Origin of the sequence: Novosphingobium beihaiense, assembly GCF_022832375.1 — a bacterium.
In the GTDB taxonomy this organism is placed as follows: Bacteria; Pseudomonadota; Alphaproteobacteria; order Sphingomonadales; family Sphingomonadaceae; genus Novosphingobium; species Novosphingobium beihaiensis.
In genome coordinates, this window is record NZ_JALHLG010000003.1 from 352,502 (window position 1) to 372,421 (window position 19,920).

Sequence of the window (19,920 nt, forward strand, 5' to 3'; positions counted from 1 at the left end):
GAGTTGTGCAGGCCGCGATGCCCCCCTTTTGACATCGAACGCGGAAATCATTCTGCCCTGCACGCCGGACTTCGGAGATATCCTCCTGCGACCAATATCCGGCGCATTCTCAGAGGTAGAACCTGTGCAAGGCAATGAGCAAGAGCAATATCACTCATCGTTTAAATGAGCACGGCTCATCAACCCAGCCAGCCCGGCAGCGGCCGCAGCGCCTCTTAGCGCTGCAGAGCCCAGCCGTAGAACCTGTCCAGATCGGCTTTCATCTTCGCCAAAGCCGTGTCATCGACATAAGTCATGTGGCCGGAGCGATAGTGGGAAAAGCGCACATTTCTGCGCAAGTTCGGCGTCAGATAGAGCTGCGAGATGTCGTATTCCGCGCCGGCATAAGGCGTCGCCAGATCGTAGACACCGCCCATGATCAGCACCTTGAGGTGGGGATTGCGCTGCAAGGCTCCAGCAAGGTCCAGGCCGGTGTTGGCAAAAGGCAGGGGCTGATCGATGCCCGGCGCCTTGTGCCGGTTGTCCCACTGGGGCTCGATCACCGCGTTGTAGAGCGGGCGGTAATGCCGTTCGCTGATATAACCGATGTCCCGCACCAGATGCTGGCGGAACAGCGAAAGATGCGCGCTCGTGACGCCTGCGGTCGCGGCATCGTTGGTCGCCGGATCGAACGTGCCATCACCGGAGGCATAGGATGCGGGCGCGGTAAAGCGCGTATCGAAACGCCCGATCACGATCCCTTTGCCGGCCAGCAGTTCGTTGCGGTACTGTTCCATGCCTACGCGCAGCTTGTTCTTCTTCAGGAAGTCCACGGAAAGCCCGGTGAACCCGCTGAGCTGGCGCGCAACGCTGTCTTCCTCATCCGGGGAAAGCCTGTCCCCCTTCAGCAGCGCGGAGGCGTAAGGGCCGAAAGCGAAGTCCCGCGCCTGTTCCAGATAGGTGTCCAGATCGGCGGGATGACTGGCCGAGCGCTGGTGATACCACGCCGTAGCCGCCAGCGTGGGCACGAGATTGATCGCATCGATATCGCTGCCCTGAAAGCCCGTGCCGAAGTTCAGCAAAGTGGAGAGCAGGACGACGCCGTTGAAATCCAGCCCCTGGTTCTGGAGCTTGTAGACCAGCCCCGCCGAACGCGTCGTCCCATAGGATTCGCCGAGCAGGAAACGGGGGGAGTTCCAGCGGTCGAACTTCGCGATGTAGCGGGTGATGCCGCGCGCGAAGGCATCGATATCCTGATCGACGCCCCAATAGGCATTGACCGGCGTATCGCCAATCGTGCGCGAATAGCCCGTCCCGATGGCATCGAGGAACACCAGATCCGAATGGCCGAGCAGCGTGAAGAGGTTCTCCTGCTCGCGGTAAGGCGCGGGTGGCGTGGCGCGGGGCGTCTGCGTCGGCGCGCGCACCGGGCCGAACCCGCCGACGTTGAGCCAGAGGCTCGCCGAGCCCGGCCCGCCGTTGGTCAGGAAAGTCACCGGCCGGTTCTTTGCCGCAGCCCCTTCGCGGGTATAGGCGACATAGAACATGCTCGCCCTGGGCTGGCCCGCATCGTCGCGGATGATCAGCGTGCCCGCCCTGGCGCGGTAGCTGATGGTCTGTCCGTCCACCGTGATGCGGTGCACCTTGCCGGTTTCGGTTTCGACCGCTTCGGCCTTCCCGGCAGGCGCCGTTTCCGCCGCCTGCGCGGCGGGAAGTGCCACCAGCGAAGCCACCGCCAACAGGGCCAGCGCGCCCCTTTTCCATTCCACCATCTGCAAGCCCCCTTGCTGCACCTTATGCGAAGCGCTCCACATCAAACGGCGCGACCGGCATCGCCGGTTCTTCCCCCGTCACCAGCGCCCGGATCAGCCCGCCCGTCACCGGCGCCAGCGTCAGGCCGAGGTGCTGGTGGCCGAACGCGTAGAAGAGATTGCCCAGCCGCTGCGAACGGCCGATGGCGGGGAGATAGTCCGGCAGCGTCGGGCGGCAGCCCATCCAGCGCCGGAACGGTCCTTTCACCGGCAATCCCAGCTCCGCCACGTGACGCTCCAGCCGTTCCCACTTGCGCGGATCGGGCGGGGCATCGGCATGGCTGAATTCCACGAAGCTCGCAGCCTGCACGCAATCGCGGAAGCGGGTGACGATCGTCGCACGTTCCTCGAAGGCCACCGGCGGCAGGTCTTCCGGCCAGAGCGGCGCCTCGGCGCGGATATGGTATCCGCGCTCGGCAACGATCGGCACCTTGTGGCCCAGCCCGGCCATGATCCCCCCGGACCGCACGCCCGCGCAGACGACGACCGCATCGGCCTCCACGCCTTCGACCTGTGCTTTCCCGCCCGTGCCGCGAACCACGGCCTCACCAGCCACGATCTCACCGCCGCGCGCCTCGACGGCGGTGCGCAGGGCCAGACGCAGCGCCCCGAGATCGGCGATCTGGCCGCTGCCGGCAAACCGGGCCGCGCCGCCCACCGGCCGGCCGCACAGCCTGCCGAGCACCTCCAGATCGCCCGCCGTGGCCGGGCTCACCTCAACGCTTCCGGTATCGCCGGCGATCCATGCCGCCGTGCCCTTGCGGGCCGCCTGCCCGTCCATCCACGCGACCAGATGCCCGTCCTGGCGCACCAGATCCTCGGCTTCCACCCGCGCCGCCAGATCGAGCCATGCCGGCATCGCCGCGCCCAGCAGCGCGCGCAGGGCATCGGCGCCCTTGCGGAACCGCGCCGGGCGCGACGCGGCGATCAGGCGCAGGCTGAAAGGCAGCCAGGCCGAAATACCCGACGGCGGCAGCGCCAGCGCGCCCCCGCGCAGGAACAGACGTTGCGGAAAACTGCGGAGAGTCTTCACCGAAGCCAGCGGTTCGACTTGCTCGGCCGCGATATGACCGGCATTACCCCACGACGCCGCGAGCCCGTCGGGATCGTTGTCGATCAGCGTCACGCCATGCCCGGCGTCGAGCAGTTCCAGCGCGCAGCACAATCCGGTCACGCCGCCTCCGGCGACTGCTACACGCTTCATCAAAAACTCCGTTGCATCCGTTCGATTATCGTATACGATATATACGATTCATCTTCCACGCAAGGCTTGATCCGCGATGTACTGCGCCGCCCTTCCCGACCCCACCGCCAGGCATGATCTGGCCGGAGCGGCCGCGCGCGTATTTCCGGCAGCAGGAGCCACCGCTTCGAAAGGGGCCTTTCCGCAAGTTGATCGGCCTTGGCGATTGCAGATCAGCGGCAGCATATCTACTTTATACAGTAGAATAGAGGCGGACATCTCCGCCTGTTCGGGCTGTATGGAGACAAAGCCGTGACAATCGTCGTTCGCACTCTTGCGGAGCGCATTTTCGAAATCATCCGAGAAAGGATCATCGAGGGCAAGCTTCCGGTCATGGAACCGGTCCGGCAGGATGCGCTCGCGGCGGAGCTGGGCGTGAGCAAGATCCCGCTGCGCGAAGCCCTCGCCCGTCTGGAACACGAAGGCCTGCTGTCCAGCCAGGCCAATCGCGGCTGGTTCGTCCGCCCCCTCTCGGCCGATCAGGCCGAGGAGATCTATCACTTGCGCCTCGCCATCGAACCGGACGCGGCCGCCTTCGGTTGCCTCCACGCCAGCGAGGATGACCAGAAAGCCGCGGAGGAAGCCCTCGAACGGCTCGATCTGGCCGCCGAAAGCAACCTCAGCGATGTCGCCCTGCGCAACCGCGAATTCCACGTCGCTCTGGTGCGCCCCGGCGGCCGCCTGCTGACGACGCAGCTTGTCGAGCGGCTGGAAGTGCTCGCCGAACGCTACGTCATCGCCCATCTGGAGCCTGCCGGGCGCGGCAACCGCGCCCATACCGAACACCGCGAGATTCTCGACGCCTGGCTCGCCCGGGACGAGGCGAAGCTGCAGACCCTGCTCGCCAAGCACATCGCCAATACGCTCGAAGATCTTCGCGCCCATTTCGCCGCCAGCCTGACCGGCTGACGCACTCAATGACCAAGGGGAACCCATGCTCGGACCGCGCAAATCGATAGAAAAACTGGCCCAACGCGAATCCGGGCATTCCCTTGCCAAGACCCTGAGCTGGCCCCACCTGATCGCCCTTGGCGTGGGCGCCATCGTCGGCACCGGCATCTATACGCTGACCGGCGTCGGCGCCGAGCGCGCGGGGCCTGCCGTCATTCTGGCCTTCGCCATTGCCGGGGCCGTGTGCGCCTGCGCCGCGCTGGCCTATGCGGAAATGGCGACGCTGATCCCGGCAGCGGGCAGCGCCTATACGTTCAGCTATGCGGCCATGGGCGAGACGATCGCTTGGGTCGTCGGCTGGAGCCTGATCCTCGAATACTCGCTCGCCTGCTCCACCGTTGCGGTGGGCTGGTCGGGCTATCTCGTCGGCTGGATCGAGTCTGCGGGCGTGCACTTGCCCGCGATGTTGCTGGTGGGGCCCCATGGCGGCGGTATCGTCAACCTGCCCGCTGTGCTCGTGGCGCTGGCGGTGATGGGCCTGCTGATCGCGGGCACGCGTGAAAGCGCGACGCTCAACATCATTCTCGTCATCATCAAGCTGGTGGCGCTGTCGATCTTCGTCGCCATGGCGCTGCCCGCCTTCCAGTCCGGCAATCTCGAACCGTTCATGCCCTATGGCTTCGCCAGCACCGAAATCGGCGGTGAGAAGCGCGGCGTGATGGCGGCAGCAGCCATCGTCTTCTTCGCCTTCTACGGCTTCGATGCCGTCGCCACTTCGGCCGAGGAAGCGAAGAATCCGGGCCGCGACCTTACCATCGGCATTGTCGGCTCGATGGTCGTCTGCACGGTCATCTACATGGCCGTGGCGATCACCGCCGTCGGCGCCCTGCCGTTCCTCCAGCTTGCCAATTCGCCCGAGCCGCTCGCGCTCGTGCTGCGCGAACTGCACCAGCCGCTGGCCGCGCACCTGATTGCGCTCGCCGCCATCATCGCGCTGCCTTCGGTCATTCTGGTGATGATGTACGGGCAGAGCCGCGTGTTCTTCGTCATGGCGCGCGACGGGCTGCTGCCGCGCAGCCTCGCCAGGATCAGCCCGCGCACTGGCGCGCCCACCCGCATCACGCTGATGACCGGCGCCTCCATCGCGGTGGTCGCCGGCATCTTCCGGCTCGACGAGATCGCCGAACTGGCCAATGCCGGCACGCTGATCGCCTTCATCTCGGTGGGCGCCTGCCTGATGATCCTGCGCCGCCGCTCGCCCGACCTGCCGCGCCTGTTCCGTTGCCCCAAGCCCTATGTGGTCGGTACGCTGACGATCCTGGGCTGCGCCTACCTGCTGTTCAGCCTGCCCGAGACCACGCTGATCCGCTTCGGTGCCTGGAACGTCATCGGCCTGCTGATCTACAGCCTCTACGGCCGCAGCCGCAGCGACGAGGCGCAGGCGATCGCCCGCACGGTCTGAGCGTCGCTCACCCTTTTTCCCGTTTCCCCATTCAGGAGATTGCCATGTCGCGCGCTCTCATTCGTGCCGCCGCGCTGCTGGGCACGGCCCTTTCGCTCGCCGCAGCCCCGGCATCCGCCCATACCGCTTTCGACGGCGTCTGGCTGTTCGACGATACGCCGCCCACCCCGGGTATCACCATGATGGAGGTCTCCTCCCAGGGTGAGCGGATCGAGGGGCAGGTCACCAGCCAGTGGTACGGCCCGATGACAATGATCGATCCGCATGTCGAGAACGGCCGCCTGGTCTTCGACATGCGCAACATCAACGACCGCGATCACCCGACCCGGCGCTGGAGCGTCAGCCTCGAAAGCGGCAAGGCCCATCTGCAAGGGCAGGTCTGGTACACCGAGATCGACAGCATGGGCTATCGCGGCACCGCGAAGGACGCTGCGAAGCGCGCCTTCGCCGTGGCTCCGCTGCCGGAAATGGGCGCGCCCATCCCGGGCAAGCTGGCCGCCACGCCGCCGATGGGCTGGAGCAGCTGGAACAAGTTCGCCGAGGACATCGACGATGCCACCGTGCGCGCCATGGCCGATGCCATGGCCGCCTCCGGCCTGCGCGATGCCGGGTACACCTACATCAACATCGACGACGGCTGGCAGGGCAAGCGCGACGCCAGTGGCATGCTCCACCCCAATGCCAAGTTCCCCGACATGAAGGCGCTGACCGATTACGTCCATTCCAAGGGGCTGAAGATCGGCATCTACTCCTCGCAGGGCCCCCGCACTTGCGCGGGCTATGAAGGCAGCTACGGCCACGTCCAACAGGATGCGCAGACGTTCGCGGACTGGGGCTTCGACTATCTCAAGTACGATCTGTGCTCGGGTGAATGGTTCTATGCCGACGCCGATACGGTAAAGCGCAGCTATTATGAAATGGGCGCCGCGCTGCGGGCCACCGGGCGCGATATCCTCTATTCGCTGTGCGAATACGGGCGCTTCGAAGTGGGGAGCTGGGGCCGCTACGTGGGCGGCGAACTGTGGCGCACCACCGGCGATATTACCGACGATTACAAGACGATGGCCCAGATCGGCTTCGATCACAACGGCAACCCGGCCCACACCGGCCCGCACGGCTGGAACGATCCGGACATGCTCGAAGTCGGCAACGGCGGCATGAGCACCGAGGAATACCGCACGCACATGACGCTGTGGGCGATGTCCGCCGCGCCGCTGATGATGGGGCACGACTTGCGCGAGACCACGCCGGAAACGCTGGCGCTGCTCACCAACCCGCGCGTCATCGCCGTCGATCAGGACGTGCGCGGCATCCAGGGCACCGCCATGCGCAAGCAGGGCACGATGGAAGTCTGGGCCAAGCCGCTGGTGGACGGCCGCGTCGTCCTCGCCCTGTTCAACCGGGGCGAGGAAGCCGCCGAAATGGCCCTCACCCCTGCCGACGCGGGTCTGGCGACGGTCTCCGGCGTGGAAGACCTCTGGAGCGGCCAGCAGGCTGACGCCCTGCCCGCCTCCTACACCGTGCCCGCGCACGGCACGGTCATGATCGCCGTGCACGGCTGACGATCCTGCGATCCGGAACGGCCATTACCGGCCGTTCCGGATGGCAAACCGCCAACAGACGCCCGCTTGCAGACATCCGGATCAAGTCGTACGCTCAGACTCATCCGGGAAAGCGAATTCCATGAGCTATGTACATCCAGAGCCACGGCACATGCCTATAAGAAGGAGGCTTGCAGCAGCCATTTCAGGCGGCCCTGGCGTGCTCTTACTGTGCGACGAGTTCGGTTACTACGATATGCCCGGCCTCATGCGGACAGTGGTCGTTTGCCTTCTTGTAGCCGGTCTGGCTCTTGCGTCCTGGCCGACCGGGATCGAGACAGAAAGCGAGAGATAGTCCAATTGCCTCCCGGCATGGCCTCGCCGGAAGCGCAATGGACAAGCCTCCGCCCCCTATAGAACCTGCACCGCCTCCGCTCATTCCGAGCCTGCCGAAGAGCGCTTGCGCGGCTCCCACGAAAAGGGCCCGCCAGCGGTTGGGAACGCTGACGGGCCCTGTCTTCAACGGCGGCGGGATGGAAAGCCGCCGGTGAAAGGTGGGAACAGGAGACGAATCCGCGGTCCCTCCAAGAGTGCTTACTTGACCTGAAAACCCGCCCAGAACGTGTCTTCGCGGTCGATCCAGATGGTGTTGAAGCCGGTGGCGATCGCCGAGCCCTCGATCGACGGCACGATCGCGTTCCGGCCACCCAGCGTCACCGCCTGCTCCACGCGGCCGATAAAACGGCTGCCGATGTAGCTTTCGTGCACGAAGCTTTCGCCCACAGAGAGGCGCCCGGTCTCCACGAGATGGGCCAGACGCGCCGAAGTGCCCGTGCCGCAAGGGCTGCGGTCGATCGCCTTGTCGCCGTAGAACACGGCATTGCGGCCATCGGCACCCTCGCCCCGGGGCTTGTCCGCCCACAGCACGTGGCTGACCCCGCGGATGGTGGGATCGAGGGGGTGCACCGGCTCGAACGTGTCCGCCACAGCCTGGCGCACGCGACCGGACAGATCGACGATGCGGGCTGCGCCCAGATCGTCGAGGCCGGTATAGGCGCCCTGCGGCTCCACGATCGCATAAAAATTGCCGCCGTAGGAGACATCGACCGACAGCGGGCCGATCCCTTCCACGTCGATCTCTATGCCGCGCGCGGCGACATAGGCAGGCACGTTGGTGATGCGCACCGCCGTGACTTTGGCCGCTTGCGTCTCATAGGCGATCTCGATCACCCCGGCCGGCACTTCGACGCGCAGCTTGCCGGGCGTCGCAGGCTGGATCAGCCCGTGTTCCAGACCGAACGTGACCATGCCGATCGTGCCGTGGCCGCACATCGGCAGGCACCCGCTCGTCTCGATGAACAGGATGCCGATGTCGTTGGCCGGATCGACCGGCGGATAGAGGAAACCGCCGGACATCATGTCATGCCCGCGCGGCTCGAAGCAGAGCCCGGTCCTGATCCAGTCGAAGCGGGCGAGGAAGTCCTGCCGCCGCTCCGACATCGATGCGCCTTTCAGCAGCGGAGCCCCGCCCGCCACCAGGCGAACGGGGTTTCCGGCCGTATGGCCATCGATGCAGAAGAACGTATGGCGCATCACAGCTCCGTCAGGCAGCCACGGCCACCGGCAGTTCGGGGCGGGTCGCGGCGGCCTTTTCGACCATCGCGATCACTTCGGCGCGGCGTTCGCCTTCGAGCACGTAGCGCGGCGGCAGCACACGCTCGGACCCGCGGCCCATCACCTGCTCGGCCAGCTTGATCGACTGCACCAGATCGTGCTCGGCATCGAGGTGCAGCAGCGGCATGAACCAGCGGTAGATTTCCATGGCCTTGGCATGATCGCCGCGCTCGAACGCCTTGACCAGTTCCACCGATTCGCGCGGGAAGGCATTGGTGAGGCCCGAAACCCAGCCCTGCGCACCGAGATAGAGCCCTTCGAGCGCCACATCGTCGAGCCCCGCGAAGAGCACGTAGCGATCGCCGAAGATATTGCGGAAATCGGTGAAGCGGCGCGTATCCGGCGCGGACTCCTTGACCGCAACGATGTTCTCGACATCGACCAGCTCGGCCAGCACGTCCTTGTCGATGACGGTGCGGTAGGCGGGCGGGTTGTTGTAAAGCATGATCGGCAGACCGGTCTGCCCGGCCACGCCCTTGAAGTGCGCGACCAGTTCGTGCGCCTTGGGCACATAGACCATCGGCGGCAACAGCATGAGGCCATCGGCACCGATCTTCTCGGCCGCCTGCGCATAACGCGCGGCGCGGCGCGTATCGTATTCGGAAACCCCGGTGATCACCGGAACGCGGCCGTTCACCGCTTCCACGACGGCGGAGAGAACCGAGGTTTTCTCTTCGAATTCCAGTGAGTTGTTCTCACCCACCGTCCCGAGCGCGATCACGCCCGTCACACCGTCGCGAATGAGATCATCGACGACGCGCTGGGTGTCCGCCAGATCGATCGACAAATCCTCACGCACCTGCGTGGTGACCGCCGGAAACACACCCTTCCAACCAATTGCCATTCTTCGAATCTTCCTAAGCGTTTGCGATATAGATATCGTATACGATATTAGATAGACATGTGCAATTGCATATATTGCACCTGTAGTCTCAGTTCTTTTTGGGTTCCGTGCCGGACACAGGATCATCCACATGGCCAGCGAAGGGCAGGAAATGATCGATGACGCAGCTTGGGCCCGGCACCTTCGTGGGGGGCATGTACACTCTCACCGTGTCGCCCCCGCAGTAGCGCGACTGCCAGGAATCAATGCTAGCCGAAGCGAACTGATTGAGACGGCGGCAGCTTTCACCCTTGAACACAGCAATGTACGATTTCTTGTAGTCAGGCTGGCCGCGAAAATAGAGGAGCCCGTCATCCCGCACAACCGGCGCGGCGACTTGGGCACTCTCGATACACCGTTTTCCTTTGTCCGAAGACAATGGCGCCGAAGGTCTAGGTGCTGCCCCCATAACTGCAAAGCAAAGAGGAACAAGGATAGAGACTTTACGAAACATAATGCACTTCTCCTGCCTTCAAGCTTTTATTCAAGATCAAGACAAAGGGCCGCGATGCTGTGCATCACGGCCCTCTTTATCATGATCTTATCCTACAGCCGCTCACATCAAAAGCGGAAGCGAACGCTGCCCTGAAGCGTCCGCGCCAAAGTACGGACACCAAGCGGCAAGTAGTGCTGGCTGCCATGGTAACGGCGAACATCGTTACCTAGGATATTCGATGCCTCCAGCGAAAGCGTCATGAACGGCACTGGCGTATAGTTCACCGCGGCGTCCAACTTTTCTGTCGCTGAGTTATAGGGCGAAAAAGTCGCGTCGTTGCCACTCTCCGAATTGATCAGCCAGATACCAAGGCGATACGAAGAGCGGTAGTTATAAGCGACCCTGGCACTAAACTTGGGCGTATCATAGAACAGCGTTGCGTTTGCCGTCCATTTTGAAGTGCCAACCGAGTCGAACTCACCCGGGAAGCTTTCTTCATCGGCATATTCAACGCGTGCCTTCATGATGTGCGATGCGTTCAGGTTCACACCAAAGTTACCCAAGGCTCCCGGCAGGAAGTCGAAGAACGTCTGGAATGTCCCCTCGATCCCCGCGAAAGTGCCATCACCTACGTTGCGCAGCTGCTCGACATAACCGATCTCCGATCCATACGTGGAAAGATCTATGCCATACTTCGCCATTTCCTCCGGACCTACGCTTTCGCGGCTATAAAGCAGGAAGCCCGTGGCCTTCTTGTAGTATCCAGCCAGAGAGATCTGCCCGCCATGGCCGAAGTAGTACTCTGCGCTTACGTCAAACGCCTGTTCGCGTTGAGCCTTAAGGTCCGGATTACCCGCATAGATAACCGGCGGATTTGCACGAGTTTCCGCAAAATAGAAAGGACGCGTATCGTAAAAGCCCGGACGACTGACATTCGTCGAGTAAGACAAACGCAACTGAGCCTTCGGCGTAAAATGCACGATTGCCGTCGCGCTCGGCAAGATGTCGGAATAATTACCCTTACCCTTGCCACCTTCGACAATATCCTGGTAGCCGTTACTCTCATCCCCAGGCCGGAAATTGAAGCTGGTGGAGCTACCCCAAGTATTCTGGTAACGAGCCCCTACCAGGCCATCGACAGGAAAACTGCCAAGCTCGAAGCCGTAGTTCACCATCCCGTAAAAAGCGAAGTGTTTCTCGTTCGTCTTCCAAGTCTGGCCACGATCGCTAGCAGGATAGACACTGGAGAAGCGCTCAGCACTGCCAGGGTCATTAGCCTGAACATATTCGCGAATGTTTTCAATATTGGAGAGCACTTCGGCGCCCGGAATGCGATACCACTGCACCGCCGCTCCACCAAGATCAGGACCGACCATGGACGCCATGGAGCCACCGGGGAAATCGCTGAGCGGAGCATACTCGCCATCAACGCGCGGGAAACCATCGCGATAGCCGTAATAATTGCTAGCCCGGCGCTGATTGAAACGCCCACCCACCTGCAGACTGCGCAGAAAGGAATGCTCACTCACCTGCAAAGTCAGATCAGCCTGAGCGGAAAATTCCTTGTTCTTGGACCCGCCCCGGTTATCCTGAAAGCGCTCGACGCCATACTGCGACAAGTCATCCAAAGCGAAATCGTTGAACGTTATTGACGGTGCCCCGCCACTATAAATGTCTGACGCAAAATCCACCGACACGGATTGCTGCCCGCCGATTTTCCGCATGACTGTATCGACAAAATAATGACCTGTATCTGACCAGTTATACTGTGCCGAGGCACTCAACTGAGCGCGGTCGCTATGCCAGTGTGCCTCCAGGTTACTCGTATAGAGATTCGAATGGAAGGTGTTGTACAACGAGTCGATGCCTGCTCCCAATCCGTTAGGATTGCTGATCGTCACTTCTTTCACCGCCGTGCCGTTAGGCATCATGACGATGTCGCTATAACCATCCGAAGGAGCGAAAGGCATGTCTTGCGCATAGAGGCGTTCGGATGAGCGCTTTTCACGCGATCCCACATAGCCGCCTTCCAGGACGAAATCGAGTTTATCGCTAGCACGCCATTGTAGCACCGCGTTCACCGACGGTCGGGTAACGTGCCCTTCTTCAATGCCATAGTAGGCCCGATACGGAATTGCGAACTCAGTGTCATCATCCAGCGTCACCCGGAACGGAGACTCGCTCTCGATGAAATTTTCACGGTATTTGGTCTTTGTCAGAGACGCGTTGATAAGGAAACCGAGTTCACCGATCCCCGTATCGAAGTGGTTTGCGACAAGCAAACTCCCGTAAGGACTGACCTTCTTAGAAATATCGTCATAGGAACCGCGCAGACTTCCTGCGACCGTCCACCCCCGCTTGAGATCGAACGGGCGGCGAAGTTCTACATTAACTGTACCAGCAATACTGCCTTCCACCTGATCAGGTGTGCGGGTTTTGTAGACCTCCACCGCTTTGAGCAGTTCAGCTGGAATATCGGCCAGATTGAGCGAGCGGCCTTCACCAAGGTTGGTATTGTTGCCATTGATGGTGGTCTGAACACCTCCAAGGCCACGAATGGTCACGCCCTGCCCTTCGCCGCGTTCACGATCAATCTGTACGCCGGTAACGCGCGCAAGTGCTTCAGGAACGTTGTTGTCCGGCAATTTGCCAACGTCTTCTGCGACAACCGCATCGACGATCTGCTTGGCGTTTTGCTTTGTAGTCGTGGCAGCCTCGACACTGCCGCGAATGCCGGTAACGACGATGTCGGTCGGCTTCACTTCTTCATGCCCGGACGATGACGCTGCCCCGCCTTGCGCCCATGCCGGTGCTGCCACGCTGGCTGCCATTACGGAAACCAGCGCCGTCGAAAGCTTCAAACCCCTTAGATATGTCATGAAAAACCCCCTGTTTTGATCCCCAGCCTCTCGGCTTTATACCCTTAGTTTATATCGTATACGTCCTATGATATCCTATTTCTGTCAAGGTGTTTGTGACACTTCAATGATTTTTTGTATGAGTAATAGAGACCACTAAAATGGCACCCTGAAGCCGCGTGGCAGAGCGCGTACCGGAGGTTCGTGCCCTGCCTGCCACCTTCACCACATGAAACTAGTGCATTAATTTCATGCCATTACTGGCACGCCTTCACCGGAGCGGAACGCTCGCGAATAATGGGAGGGCGTTCACCGGGCGTCAGTGCCTCCCATTCCTGCACGGCCAGCCCTGCGTAGCCTTTGCCGTCTGTGGAGGCATTCATCACCGCGCGCAGGCAGCGCGTGGTCACGGCCGGGAACGAGACCGATTCGAACGATCCCGGCGCCGTACCGTAAGCGCTGGCGCCCGCTACCTGCGTCCAGCCCTTGCCCGCGCCGTCCCAGTATTCGAGATGCCACTGCGCGGGCGGAGCGACGCCCATGCCCGATCCGGCGGGCTGGTCGTTCCAGAACCAGATGCGCGAGCCATCGATCGTTACCGGCTTGTCCCAGCGGTATTCGATCCACTGGCGCGGCGGGTTGCGGGGAGACCAGCTTCCCCACATGTCCGGCGGGAGCGGCGCGGCCTTGGTCACGCCGTCGTTGAGCGACTTGATCCAGTATTGCACCGGCACCGGATCGTTGGAGGCCGTGGCCCAGGCCGCCCGCGCGATGTTGCGGGTGGGCGCGAGCGGCGGCTGCGGGCGGCGCGTGGGCACGACCTTGCGGATCGCGGGCGGGCTGACGCTGTCATCCCACTCCATCCGGTCCAGCGCGACGCTGCGGCGGAAATGGCCGCCGCCTTTGGCATCGGCGGTGTGATAAGCGAGATACCATTGCCCGTGAAACTGCACCGCGCCCGAGTGCGAGGTGGTGGAAGACACCGGCCCCAGCGCCACGCCGCGATACGTCCACGGCCCCATTGGCGAAGGCGCGGTGCCATAAGCGATGCAGGCGTGATAGACGGCAGGCGTGCAGTCGGACTTCGGCCCCGCGCGGTTGCCCGCATAGAGCATGTAATAGGTGCCCTTGCGCTTCATGATCCACGGCGCCTCGAAGAAGCCGGTCAGCCCCTCGATCGCCCGTTCCGGCCCCTTGGGCGTGATCATGTCGCGCGCCAGTTCCATGCCGCGAAGCTGGCCGAAAGTGCCCCAGTAGATGTAGACGCGGCCATCGTCGTCGATCATCACTGTGGGATCGATGTTCTGGATATCGTTGGCCACCGGCACCCGCTGCGAGATGATCGGGCCGGCCGGATGGGCATCGCGCCAGGGGCCGAGCGGGCTGTCCGCCACCGCAACACCGATGGCGAAGCGGTCCTTGGCATCGCTGTCCTTCTCCAGCACCGGGGCATAGAAGTAATAGCGCCCGTCCGGCCCCGGCACGATTTGTCCGGCATAGGCCCGGCCGGTCCCGGCCCAGGCAAAGACGTTTTCGGGCCGGGCGATGTCCGAATAATGCGTCCACTTGCCCGAAGCGGGATCGGCCGTCTTCAGCAGCTGCCATTCGCCCATGATGAAATCGTTGACGTCCGGCGGCGCCTGATCGCGCCCGGCGAGGATCCACAGCGCCCCGTCCGCAACAAATGGCGCGGGATCGGTCGAGTAATATTCGCCGTCCGCCAGGATCGGATTGCCCGGCACGGTGACGGCGCGCCCGGCGGGCCGCACCGGCTCGTTCCCGTCCCGCGCGATGCAGCCGGTCGTCATCGCCGCCGTGGCGGCCAGCGCGGCGGCGAGAGCGGCCCTGTACTTATTCCTCATCGGGATAAGGTCCCTTCCCGCCATCGGCAATCAGTTGGTCCACGCGTTCGTCGATCACGTCGAGCGGCACGCCGCCCAGTTCGAGCACGGCATCGTGGAACGCGCGGATGTTGAACTTCGGCCCCAGCGCCTTTTCCGCCTTCTTGCGCGCATTCAGAAACGCCAGTTCGCCCATGTAGTAGGACAGCGCCTGGCCCGGCCAGGAGATGTAGCGGTCCACCTCGGTCTCGATCTCGTGATCGGACAGCGCGGTGTTGTCGCGCAGATATTGCTGTGCCTGTTCGCGGCTCCAGCCCATGGTGTGAATGCCGGTATCGACCACGAGCCGCGCCGCGCGCCAGGCCTGATAGCTGAGCATGCCGAAGCGGTCATAGGGCGTTTCGTACATGTCCATGTCCTCGCCCAGCGCCTCGCAATAGAGCGCCCAGCCCTCGCCATAGGCCGACAGGTACGTGTCGCGGCGGAACGCGGGCAAGTCCTTGTTCTCGGCCGCGAGCGGCATCTGGAAGGCATGGCCCGGCGCGCTTTCATGCAGCGTCAGCGCGATCTGCGAATAGAACGGGCGCGAGGGCAGATCGTAGGTATTGACCAGATAGATGCCCGGCCCGCCCCGGCCGCCGGTGTAGAACGGCGCGATCTCGGCCGGCACCGGCTTGATCGCGAAACGGCTGCGCGGCAGATGCCCGAAGAACTGCGAGGCCTTGCCGTCGAAGGTCTTGGCGATCCAGGCCGCGCGGTAGAGCAGTTCCTTCGGCGTCTTGGGATAGAACTGCGGATCGGTGCGCAGGAAGTGCAGGAACGCCTTGAGATCGCCCTTGAACTTCACTTCGCGCATCACGTCGTCCATGCGCCCGCGAATGCGCGCAATTTCGGACAGGCCGATCTGGTGGATCTCTTCCGGGCTCATATCCCGCGTGACGTATTCGCGGATTTTCGAGCGGTAATAGGCCTTGCCATCGGGCAGGTCATAAGCGGCCAGCGTCTTGCGCGCCTGCGGCGCATATTCGCCGCGCATGAAGGCCAGCAGCTTCGCATGCGCGGGAACGACGCTGGAGGCGATCAGATCGCGGGCGCGCTGGCGCAGCTTTTCCTCCTCCTCAGCCGGGATCGTATCGGGCAGATCACGAAACGGTTCATAGAACGGCGAAGCCTCGGGCGACTTCGCCTCCACCACCAGTTCGATGCCCTTGTCCCGCCCGGCGAGCGTGACTTGCGGGGCGGAGAACCCGCGCTTGAGCCCGGCGCGCATATTGGCGATCTGCTGATCGTAATAGCGCGGAATCTCGCGCAGCATTTCCAGATAGTTCTCGGCCGCTTCCCGATCGGCCAGCGGCGCGCGCGCCCATTCGGCCAGATCGCCCCAGAAGCTGGTATCCGCGTTGAAAGGCTTTTCGTAATCGCGGAAACGCTGCGCGGCGAGCAGCGCATCGATCTGGCCCTTGTAGACCGCGAAGTTGATGCGGTTCGCGCGCGAAAGCTTGTCCTGCGGGATCGCCGCGAGCTGCTGTTCCACCTGCTCCCAGCGCGCCAGCCGCTCGGCCTGCGCCTTGGGGCCGAGATCGGGCAGGACCAGCTTGGGATGGCTGGGCCCGTCTTCGCTCGGCCCGCTTTGATCCACTCGCCATGCATATTCGGACGTATAGATCGCCTCGAAAGCCTGATCGGCCGTCTGTGCGGCAGCGGGGGCGGTCGATTGCGCCGCGGACGGAGCCCTGGCGGATGCCGGAGCGGGAACGGTGGCAGCGGATACGCCCGCGAATGCCGCGCCTGCCATCAGCAGCGCCTGACCAACCGTTTTCTTCATAGCGTTTCCCCTTTCGAGAATTGCGAGGATATCCTGATGGAGCTTGGCCGGGATGCGCAGCCCTTCCACGGCAGAGCGCGCCCGGGCGGCCAGCCTGCGCGAACCGGGCAGGCGTGCGCCCTGATCCTCGATCGCCGCAAACATCTCCTCGGCCCGGCGCAAGTGCTCTTCCACGCCCGCGCCCAGAAAGCCGGCCGGATCGATCGCCAGAATCAACTCGCCACCGATCGGCGAGCCGCCGCGGCCTTCGTCGGCCGCCATCGATTCCGCGCTGGTCATGTCGCCGATCAGCGGGCCCGCGATCAGTTCGACCATGGCCGCGAGCGCCGAGCCCTTGTGCGCCCCGAACGTGCGCATCGCGCCGTCGAGCACGGCTCTGGCATCGCTGGTCGGCTGTCCGTCCGCGTCATAGCCCCAATCGGGCGGGACAGGCTTGCCCGCGCGGCGGTGCAGTTCGATCTCGCCGCGCGCCACCGCGCTTGTCGCGAAATCGAACACGAAAGGCGCGCGGCCGGGGCGCGGCCAGCCAAAAGCGATGGGATTGGTGCCGAACACCGGCCTGGTGCCGCCTTCCGGCGCGACCCAGGCATGGCTGGGCGTGAAGGCGAAAGCCACCAGCCCCTGCTCCGCCAGCGCCTCGACCTCGGGCCAGAGCGCGGCGAAATGGACCACATTGTTGAGCGCCAGCGCGGCAATGCCGAACCGGCGCGCCTTTTCCACCAGCAGCGGCATGCCCTGTTCAAACGGAAGCTGGGCGAAACCACCCTTCCCGTCCACCCGCACCAGCGCGGGGGACGGTTCGCTCACTTCGGGCACGGCATCGGGCACCACCACGCCGCGCTCCACCGAATTGGAAGCGACCAGCAGGCGGTAAAGCCCGTGCGAGGTGCAGCCGTCCCGCTCGCCCGAGACCATCGTGCGGGCCACCGCCGCCGCATGGGCGGGCGCCAATCCCCAGGCTTCGAGGACCGTGCGCGCCAGTTCGTCCGCTTCGGCGAGCGACAGGCTTACTTCTTCATTCGAACTCACTGGCTGTCGTTCGCCTTGGCCGTGAACAGGCGCACGCCGAAGACCGGCCCGGCGGAGCTGCGGTCATGCGGCTCGAAGCGCACCTGCACGCTGCTCTTGCCCCTGGTCAGTGCTTCGGGCAGCGGATAGTCGACATCGAAGAACTTGCCCGGCCGGTCCGCATTTAGGCGCTGGGTCGCGATCTTCTGGCCGTCCACGAGAATGTCGAACACGCGCGAACGCTCGCTGCCCCAATAGCTGGTCTGGAGGACAAGCGGGCCCGGCTTCACTTTCATCGCGAATTCGAAGAAGCCGCCCGAACGGGCATCACGCCCGTTGCGGCCGCGATAGGCCGCCGGATAGGAAATCTCCGACGTCAAGTTGTGATCGCGTTCGGGCTGCATTTCGCCCAGATGCATGACATCGATCGAGCGGGCGGCGATGTCCTTCTGGCGGGCCTGCTCGGCGAGGAACGCGGCCTCTTCCTGCTTCCAGCCGGATTCGGTGAAGCGCTTGAAGTAGACGGCATTGCGCCGGTCGTACTGGCTGTAGAACGGCACGAACATGAGATCGTCCGGACGCATGACTCCGCTGGTCTGGAACCGGGGCCGATCAGACACGATGGCAGAGAAGGCCTTGAGCGGATTCTCGCCGACCATGGCGGGCTCCACGCCTTCCCACTCCATTTCCACCGGGCCGAGATCGGCGGCCATGACCATCGGGCCATGCATCACCGAAACCACGTCCTGCGAACCTTGCGCATTTTCCAGACGCAGCTCCAGCGGCATGTCGATCGAGACCACATCGCCCTGCTTCCAGCGGCGTTCGATCACGGCATAGCCATTGACCGGGGTGGACGGCACCGGCGCGCCATTGACCCGGATCGCCGCGCGATTGCCGGCCCAGCCCGGAATGCGCAGCGCCAGCGCGAAACGGCCGTGCTTCACGGCATCGAGCGTGAGCGCGATGTCCGAGCGGAAAGGATATTCGGTGGCCAGCGTGAGCGCGACGCCCTTGGCCTTCCACTGCGCCCTGGAGGGAATGTAGAGATTTACGAAGAGCGTGTCGTCGCCTTCCCAGTAGATGGAATCGCCATGCTTGGCATGGCTTTCCATCCCCGAGCCGACGCAGCACCAGAACGCTTCCTCGCCCGGCTGCGAATAGCCGCGCGCCGTGCCGCTCATCATCGGCGTCATGTAGGTAAAGCCGCCCGTCGCCGGGTTCTGCGCCGACATGACGTGGTTGAGATGCGCGCGCTCGTAATAGTCGAACAAGGCGCCGTCCGGCTGCCAGGAGAAGAGCTGCCGGGTCAGCTTGAGCATGTTGTAGGTGTTGCAGTGCTCGCACGTCGATTCGGTGATGTGCTCAGCAATCTTGTCCGGCGCGAAGAAATATTCGCGGTCCGCATTGCCGCCGATCACATAGCTGTGGTGTTTGGTCACGCGCTCCCAGAAGAAGCGCGCCGCGCGGCCCGGCGCGTCCTGCCCGGTCAGCTCGTGAATACGGCCCAGACCGATCAGCTTGGGCACTTGCGTATTGGCGTGGAAGTTGGCGAGCTTGTCTTCCTGCGCTTCCAGCGGATCGAGCACGCGGTGGTCGTAGATCCGCTCGGCTACCTTGAGCCAGCGCATGTCTCCGGTGCGCGCGTAGAGTTCGGCGTAGCTTTCGTTGAGGCCGCCATATTCGCAGTGCAGCAGCTCTTCCATCTGCGCATCGTCGAGCGCGGCGAAGACATTCTCGAAATAGGCGGCAAAGGCCGTCAGCACTTTCAGCGCGCGGTCATTGCCCCAGCCGCCATGGATATCGAGCAGCCCCGCGAAGATCTTGTGCACGGTGTAGAGCGGCGACCACGATCCGTTGAGATCGAACCCGCCCGAGCGAATCACGCCCTTGCGCACTTCCTGAAAGACTTCCTCGCCATCGACGATCTTGCCGTCCTTGGTCTTGCGGCCGAGCGCGCCGATATAGCCATCGCTGCGCTGCGCCTGGCAAAGCGCCAGTTCCTCGACGATATAGTCGGCGCGGCGGCGGCATTCGGCATGGCCGGTCTGCTGCCAGGCCAGCACCAGCGCGGTCATGTAATGGCCCAGCGAGTGCCCGGCGATCGTGTCCGATTCCCAGCCGCCGTAGATCGGCGCCTTGGGTTCGAGCCCGGCATACTTGCGGAAATTGTGCAGGAACCGGTCGGGGCTGAGCGAGAGCAGGTAGTCAACATTGACTTCGACTGCCGTCGCATAGTCCGACGGCGTCAGGCGCACGTCGGTCAGCGGCAACGGCCGGGCCCGGATCGGCAGCTTGGGCGCGACCACCGCGAAAGCCTTGAAAGGAACGGCACAAATGGCCAGTGCCGCCACGCCCGTCATCCATTCGCGCCGGTTCGCTTTCATTTCCAAAACTCCTACAGAATATCGTATACGTTTATGGATAGGAGTCGGGTTCCCAAAGTCAATCCCCCTTCGAGGATCGGA

12 protein-coding genes are annotated in these 19,920 nt (G+C 63.4%); 3 read left to right on the forward strand and 9 right to left on the reverse strand.

Annotation, left to right across the window (positions count from 1 at the left end; genetic code table 11):
* Positions 1 to 215: 215 nt before the first annotated feature.
* Positions 216 to 1,751: a S10 family peptidase gene (locus MTR66_RS02925; protein ID WP_243917739.1), complete on the reverse strand. Its 1,536-nt coding sequence runs from the start codon at positions 1,749 to 1,751 to the stop codon at positions 216 to 218.
* A gap of 22 nt (positions 1,752 to 1,773) precedes the next feature.
* Complete coding sequence (locus tag MTR66_RS02930; protein ID WP_243917741.1) at positions 1,774 to 2,994, reverse strand: NAD(P)/FAD-dependent oxidoreductase; 1,221 nt, start codon at positions 2,992 to 2,994, stop codon at positions 1,774 to 1,776.
* A gap of 291 nt (positions 2,995 to 3,285) precedes the next feature.
* Between MTR66_RS02930 and MTR66_RS02935 the strand changes: the two genes are divergently transcribed.
* The 3 genes from MTR66_RS02935 to MTR66_RS02945 are packed head-to-tail and all read left to right on the forward strand — an operon-like array spanning position 3,286 to position 6,948.
* Positions 3,286 to 3,942, forward strand: a complete 657-nt coding sequence (locus MTR66_RS02935; RefSeq protein WP_243917743.1) for a GntR family transcriptional regulator — start codon at positions 3,286 to 3,288, stop codon at positions 3,940 to 3,942.
* Between the two features lie 25 nt (positions 3,943 to 3,967).
* Positions 3,968 to 5,386: an amino acid permease gene (locus tag MTR66_RS02940; RefSeq protein ID WP_243917745.1), complete on the forward strand. Its 1,419-nt coding sequence runs from the start codon at positions 3,968 to 3,970 to the stop codon at positions 5,384 to 5,386.
* Positions 5,387 to 5,430: 44 nt separating this feature from the next.
* The gene (locus tag MTR66_RS02945) at positions 5,431 to 6,948 is read left to right on the forward strand and encodes a glycoside hydrolase family 27 protein (RefSeq protein ID WP_243917746.1); all 1,518 of its coding nucleotides are present in this window, start codon (positions 5,431 to 5,433) and stop codon (positions 6,946 to 6,948) included.
* Positions 6,949 to 7,521: 573 nt separating this feature from the next.
* Here MTR66_RS02945 and MTR66_RS02950 read toward each other — a convergent pair.
* The 7 genes from MTR66_RS02950 to MTR66_RS02985 form a co-directional block, all read right to left on the reverse strand.
* A complete protein-coding gene (locus MTR66_RS02950) occupies positions 7,522 to 8,520 on the reverse strand; it encodes a 4-hydroxyproline epimerase (RefSeq protein ID WP_243917748.1) in 999 nt (332 codons plus the stop codon).
* Between the two features lie 10 nt (positions 8,521 to 8,530).
* Positions 8,531 to 9,445, reverse strand: a complete 915-nt coding sequence (locus MTR66_RS02955; protein WP_243917750.1) for a dihydrodipicolinate synthase family protein — start codon at positions 9,443 to 9,445, stop codon at positions 8,531 to 8,533.
* A gap of 88 nt (positions 9,446 to 9,533) precedes the next feature.
* A complete protein-coding gene (locus MTR66_RS02960) occupies positions 9,534 to 9,938 on the reverse strand; it encodes a hypothetical protein (protein ID WP_243917751.1) in 405 nt (134 codons plus the stop codon).
* A 107-nt stretch (positions 9,939 to 10,045) separates the two neighbouring features.
* Positions 10,046 to 12,781, reverse strand: a complete 2,736-nt coding sequence (locus MTR66_RS02965) for a TonB-dependent receptor (RefSeq protein ID WP_243917753.1) — start codon at positions 12,779 to 12,781, stop codon at positions 10,046 to 10,048.
* 254 nt (positions 12,782 to 13,035) lie between these two features.
* Positions 13,036 to 14,640, reverse strand: a complete 1,605-nt coding sequence (locus MTR66_RS02970; protein ID WP_243917755.1) for a family 43 glycosylhydrolase — start codon at positions 14,638 to 14,640, stop codon at positions 13,036 to 13,038.
* On the reverse strand, positions 14,630 to 17,473 hold the full coding sequence (locus tag MTR66_RS21330; RefSeq protein WP_327194474.1) for a DUF885 family protein: 2,844 nt from the start codon (positions 17,471 to 17,473) through the stop codon (positions 14,630 to 14,632). The genes MTR66_RS02970 and MTR66_RS21330 overlap by 11 nt, the downstream gene beginning before the upstream one ends.
* On the reverse strand, positions 17,470 to 19,839 hold the full coding sequence (locus MTR66_RS02985; RefSeq protein ID WP_243917757.1) for a glycoside hydrolase family 127 protein: 2,370 nt from the start codon (positions 19,837 to 19,839) through the stop codon (positions 17,470 to 17,472). The genes MTR66_RS21330 and MTR66_RS02985 overlap by 4 nt, the downstream gene beginning before the upstream one ends.
* Positions 19,840 to 19,920: the final 81 nt, after the last annotated feature.